This window comes from Okeania sp. SIO2B9, assembly GCF_010672505.1.
In the GTDB taxonomy this organism is placed as follows: Bacteria; Cyanobacteriota; Cyanobacteriia; order Cyanobacteriales; family Microcoleaceae; genus Okeania; species Okeania hirsuta.
Window position 1 is genome coordinate 1 of the sequence record NZ_JAAHGK010000539.1, and the last position, 4,813, is coordinate 4,813.

Annotated in this window: 3 protein-coding genes and 2 pseudogenes; 2 read left to right on the forward strand and 3 right to left on the reverse strand. The window is 36.3% G+C overall.

Annotated features, from left to right (window positions below):
- Together F6K13_RS18630 and F6K13_RS18635 are read right to left on the reverse strand one after the other, a co-directional pair.
- Positions 1-118, reverse strand: a pseudogene (locus tag F6K13_RS18630) (permease); the annotation flags it as partial.
- Positions 102-926: a pentapeptide repeat-containing protein gene (locus F6K13_RS18635; protein ID WP_287287974.1), complete on the reverse strand. Its 825-nt coding sequence runs from the start codon at positions 924-926 to the stop codon at positions 102-104. The gene F6K13_RS18635 and the pseudogene F6K13_RS18630, both read right to left, overlap by 17 nt.
- A 608-nt stretch (positions 927-1,534) precedes the next feature.
- On the opposite strand from F6K13_RS18635, the gene F6K13_RS18640 reads away from it, so the two are divergent.
- Together F6K13_RS18640 and F6K13_RS18645 are read left to right on the forward strand one after the other, a co-directional pair.
- Positions 1,535-2,122 carry a phycobiliprotein lyase gene (locus F6K13_RS18640; protein WP_124144600.1) on the forward strand — a complete coding sequence of 196 codons (588 nt, stop codon included), beginning with the start codon at positions 1,535-1,537 and terminating at the stop codon, positions 2,120-2,122.
- A 192-nt stretch (positions 2,123-2,314) separates the two neighbouring features.
- A pseudogene (locus tag F6K13_RS18645) lies at positions 2,315-2,480 on the forward strand (IS1 family transposase); the annotation flags it as partial.
- 175 nt (positions 2,481-2,655) lie between these two features.
- Here the strand turns inward: F6K13_RS18645 and proX are convergent.
- Positions 2,656-4,644: a glycine betaine/L-proline ABC transporter substrate-binding protein ProX gene (gene proX / locus F6K13_RS18650; protein WP_205127603.1), complete on the reverse strand. Its 1,989-nt coding sequence runs from the start codon at positions 4,642-4,644 to the stop codon at positions 2,656-2,658.
- Between the last annotated feature and the right edge of the window lie 169 nt (positions 4,645-4,813).

The window sequence follows — 4,813 nt, forward strand, 5'->3', positions numbered from 1 at the left end:
CTATGGGATTTACTGTTGGAGCTGCCAATAAAAAACCAATTGCTACTGAAACTGGCACACCTTGTAGTAATAAACGTCGAGCAACCGGAACATTACCACATTCACATACCGGGAGAACTACTCTTAGTATTAGTACGAGTAAAAGAATTCCAGGTTCCTAAATCTTTGCCAGAATATCCAAATAACATAGCTCTACTAGAGTCACTCAATCCCTGCACCAAAGTAAAATCAACTCCAGCAATACTAGGAATATTATCTAAACTCGCCCCCGTCAAATCAGCAGCTCGTAAATCAGCTCCTTCTAACTCTACCCCATTGAGTCGAGCATCACGCAAATTAGCACCTACTAAAAAAACTCCCTTCATATTAGAACCACTAAGAGCTGCACCTTGCAAGTTAGCGCCTGTCAAATCAGTACCACTCAGATAAGCACCCCGCAGATTTGCCCCTTGAAGGTCAGCTCCTCGGAGGTAAGCTGTATTTAAAAAAGCTCCACTCAAATCAGCTCCTGGTCCAACTGCTCCTGATTTTTTATAAGCAAATCCTTCAGGCCAAATTGTTTCACTATTATAGTAAGCTACTTGTAGTTTAGCTCCTGCCAAATTAGCATTAGCCAAATTAGCCTTTTGTAATTCAGCTCTATTGAGATAGGCATCAGTTAAATCTGCTCCACTCAAATTTGCTCCCTGAAGATTTGCTCCTCGTAAATCAGCACCTTTGAGATTTGCTCCACTTAAGTTTGCTTCACTCAAGTTAGCTCCAATGAGGATTGTATTATTTAGATTGGCCTGTTGTAAATTGCTTTGACTTAGATTGACTTGATATAGTTCAATTTGACTAATATCTATACCTTGTAGATTACTACCTGTAAGATTTTTGTCTTGCTGATAAGATTGAATAATTTCTGTAGCTGATTGAAACTGCATTTTGTTTGAGGAGAGTTTGCTATGTATAAAGATTTTAGTTAATTATATATTAATTAGATATATCAATCTTATTTGAGTTGTGAGATATTGTAGATTTTTAGGGAATACCGGAGCTGGGAATGAGAAACACTGAAGCAATAAAATTATCACATCCGATTCGGTGATTGCTATATCTATAAAAGTCTAAAGTATATATTAGAAATCTCCGGTCATAAAAAATAAAATCAACTATTGCACAGAAATTATCAATTATTTTTTTCTAATCTGTAGTTGCATGCAACGTCCCTACGACCTACTCCCTCTTTTGGAGGAGATGTCTATTTGATTTATCCTATAATTTTATGACTCTCAATTAGATTTTTATTGATTTTTCCTTAACTAAAAATATCCTAGTGGTACTTAGACATTTTTTGGCAGAAAAACGGCTTGAAAGTCAGTCTAGACAAGGGAATTACGTCAATGCCCTAAAAATGGCTAAAACCCTTGGTAATAAAGGATTTATACCTTTTTGACGTAAAAACCTCTACCTGTCTATATTTGAGCCTATATTCTGCTGCTATTTTGTGTAAGTCCCACTAGATGTTAACAAAAATTTAGAGACAAAAAAAATGAAATTCACACCACCAATGACAATGATGGATTTTTTTCTCAAAAGTGAGGGAATATGGTTTTCTCAACGTACTGTTCATCATTTTGATTCTGTTCAAGATGAGTCAGGGAAATCTAATTTAATCGTCAAAGTTTTAACAAAAGATGACCCTAAAGTTTTGGAAGTTTGTGAACAACAAAATTTAAATCCAGCTTTAGCAACAGGTGGTGCAAGTTTTAACTGGCAAGATAATTTAGATGATGATGAACCTAATCCCAATTATGCTGCTATTTTAGTAGATATTCCTGATTCTCAAACAGGCTTAACTGGAAAATTTTTGCGTAATCGTGGTTATGTTGAAGGTATTCCTGTAGTGGGTAGATATCATTTTGCCACGGATGGAGTCTTGACAATTGACACAGAATATGAAAGAAACCAAGGACAAGAACGTTGTTGGTTTCTGACAGATGATTTTCGAGTCAGAGTTAGTACAGTGCGAATGATGAATGGTGTTAATTTGATGGCCTATTGCTCCGAACGTCGTTGTATTACTCGCAAACAATTAGAAGAAATGATTCAAAAAAATTCTGCTAGAATCTCATCCTAAACAATAGATTTGTTGCTAAATAGATTGAAAAAAACGCTCAAACTACACCAAGAGTTTTGGCAATTTTTTACCATATCAAGCCACAAGTCTAATATCGAGTTATATCATGTCCGGATAATTAGTGATGAAAAAATTTTGGCGTTGGTAAATTAGGGTATGATATTTCCAAAAAGCCCTTATAGGTGAACTTTAATGCAATGTCGGTCATGCCAATCAACTCACGTTAACAAAAATGGATTTAAGAAAGGAAAACAGAATTACATCTGTGTTGATTGTCTCTCGACAGTTTTTAGACTGTTATCAAACACAAAAAGGTTATTCAAATGAGCTAAAACATGAATGTCTAACTATTCCTGTACCATTAGCTCAAAAACTTCTAACTATTTAGCGATCGCATTCTTTCCTCATCATACCTTCATTTACCAACGCCATATTTTACATTCCAGTTTAGTAATAAGCACTATTGATGACAGAGGCAATATGAAAACCCTTGATAATTGACAAATATCTTATTTATTTTGAGTGATAAAAACCTAACTTTTTGCTACTTCTAACCAACTATCAAATAACCCTTGATGACTAGCAACCCATTCTTCAGCGTGACGGCGAATATCTACAGGTTTATTCTCCCCATTTTTAACTTTTTCCTGTTGAAAATTAACATCCTCTAGAGGAATTTCAATCTGTTCAAATAAACTTTTCGCAACTGGATTATCCTGCAAAAAATTCTTATTTGCTAATATCCGAACTTTATCGACTGGAATACCAAGATTTTTTCCATTTACTGAAGTATCTTCTGCGGTGAAGTTTCCCTGAGTTTCTAATAAGGATGTAAAAGGAACGCCCAACCATTCCACATCCTCCTCAACTTTTAAAATTGAAGCTAACCAATGAGGAGTCCAAGTAAAATAAAGAATAGGTTTACCTTGCCGATAACGAGTCAAAGTATCCACCATCAAAGAAGAATAATCTCCTTCAATTTGCTCAACAGTATCCTCAAGTCCATAAACCTGTAAATGATGATTTATTATTCTTTCACACACCCAACCAGCAGTACAACCGATTAAATTTGCCTTACCATCACCATCTGAATCAAAAAGTTTAGCAATTTTTGGATCTTTGAGTTGTGATAAATCAGTAATATTATATTTCTCAGCAGTCTGTTTATCTATCTGATACCCCGCTTGACAATCAGAAATTAGCGTTCCAATCCTTTCTAATTTATCTTCCCCACCATTCTTGTCAAAAAATTCTTTTTGGGCAACTTGCCAATGAACACCAGTAAAATCCACATCATTATTACTAACAGCAATGTGCATTGCCGGAACATTCAATTGTTTTGCTCCTTTCACCTGATAGCCTAATTTCTCCAGCCCAATATTCACAATCTCCGTAACAAATATACCCGATGTTTCCAGACCAGAAGTAGACCGGACAATTATTCCATTCCCTGGTAATGCTTCATTTTTTGAGTTGATAGTAGTTTGGGACATTAATTGCCAGCTAGTAACACCAACCAGCAAAGCAAGCAAAATACTTATCCCTAGAGTTGTGCCTTTTTTTTTGGAAAAGCCACGAGACCGCCACCATCCAATTAAACCTCGCTCTTGCCAAGAATTAACTTTTCCCTGACTAATAGATTGAGTGATACGGTCGAGCATCACCGCAATTAAAACAATACCCAAACCACCTACAGTAGCTAGTCCGACATTTAAACGACCCAGACCTTGTAATACCATTTGTCCTAATCCCTCTACCCCAATCATTGAGGTGACAACTGACATTGATAAGGCCAACAAAATCGCTTGATTTGTACCAGCCAAAATAGTAGGCAAAGCCAAAGGAATTTGTACTTCTAATAAGACTTGTTGGGGAGTTGAGCCAAAAGCCAAAGCTGCTTCTACTGCTTCTGGAGATACTTGCCTAATGCCCAGATTTGTCAGACGAATTAGAGGGGGGACTGCAAAAACAAATGTGGCAATAATACCCGAAACTTCTCCAATTCCAAATAACATTACTACAGGTACTAGGTAGACGAAACTTGGAAGAGTTTGCATAGCATCTAGAAAGGGACGTAATATTTTGTTGAAGCGATCGCTAATGGCACTAATAATACCTAGAGGAATACCTACTAACATACAAAATATTACGGCTGTTAGAACCAGGGCCAGGGAAACCATTGCTGCTTCCCAAGCGCCACAAAAACCAATTATACAAAGAGCGATGATGCTGTAGATGGCTATTTTTCTTCCTGCTAATTGCCAGACCAGCAGGACAATAATTATGAGAAAAATCAAGGGGGGAACAGCTAGAAAACCAGATTTAATTATTTCCAGAGTATTTTTTATGGGTAAGCTGATAGCTTGAAATAGGGGACGAAAGTTATCAACTAGAAAATTAACAGCAGTGTTAACCCATTCGTCTAAGGGTAAAGTGTAAAACTGGAAAGGATTAAATATTTTGTCTAATCCTCCTTGAGTTGCAGTTATAAAGTAATTTGATATGGGAAAAAATTTGAACACTATATTATTGGCTCCTTTGGTGTTAGGTTTTATTCAAATCTTTAGGTAGCAGGGACTTACAGATATCTTCCTCCTATCTTCTTCAGCATTTTCATAACTGCGGTGACTACTGAGAATTAACCGCTCTTTTAATAATGCTTTTTCTTGCGGTCTCATCTTAATTTTCAAC

Excerpts from the sequence above, each read along its gene's own strand:
- F6K13_RS18635 (WP_287287974.1), bottom strand. The coding sequence starts at position 926 with ATGCAGTTTCAATCAGCTACAGAAATTATTCAATCTTATCAGCAAGAC.
- F6K13_RS18640 (WP_124144600.1), top strand. The coding sequence starts at position 1,535 with ATGAAATTCACACCACCAATGACAATGATGGATTTTTTTCTCAAAAGT.